1 protein-coding gene and 1 pseudogene are annotated in these 537 nt (G+C 46.0%); both read left to right on the top strand.

Annotated elements, in window-relative coordinates; all coding sequences use genetic code 11:
• Window positions 1-54 precede the first annotated feature (54 nt).
• Window positions 55-459, top strand: a complete 405-nt coding sequence (locus R7O12_RS23845; protein ID WP_005459364.1) for an ExbD/TolR family protein — start codon at window positions 55-57, stop codon at window positions 457-459.
• A pseudogene (locus R7O12_RS23840) lies at window positions 459-537 on the top strand (energy transducer TonB); the annotation flags it as partial. The gene R7O12_RS23845 and the pseudogene R7O12_RS23840, both read left to right, overlap by 1 nt.

Genomic DNA, 537 nt, shown 5'->3' with positions numbered 1-537 from the left:
CAAAGTATGTGAACGTAAAGCGATCCAATTAGAACAATCTTTAAGGAGTCAGAAGTGAGACTCGGACGCAGACCAAATCAACAAGACGAAGCTCAAGTCGATTTAACATCGATGCTTGATATTGTATTTATCATGTTGATTTTCTTTATTGTTACCAGCTCTTTCGTGCGAGAGTCTGGCGTGGAAGTGAACCGCCCTCAAGCATCGAACGTGGTCAGTCAAAAAGACGCAGGTATTTTCATCGCCATTACGGCAGCAAACGATGTATACATCGACAAACGCTTGGTCGATCTGGAACGCGTAGAAGCGTCTATTGAGCACCTATTGCTAGACCAGCCAGATGCATCGTTAGTGATTCAGGCTGATGAGCACGCTTACAACGGCACCGTTGTGAAAGTGATGGATGCTGCTAAAGGTGCTGGCGTGAAGAACATTGCACTGGCAGCGGAGAAACCTTAATGGGTAGGCTGTTAATTGCGTTACCAGCGTCATTATTGATCGCCGTGAGTTTGTTTAGCTTTATGGCGTGGATGGTCG

This window comes from Vibrio sp. Vb1574 (genome assembly GCF_033338675.1).
This window is presented reverse-complemented; position numbering and strand designations above follow the sequence as displayed.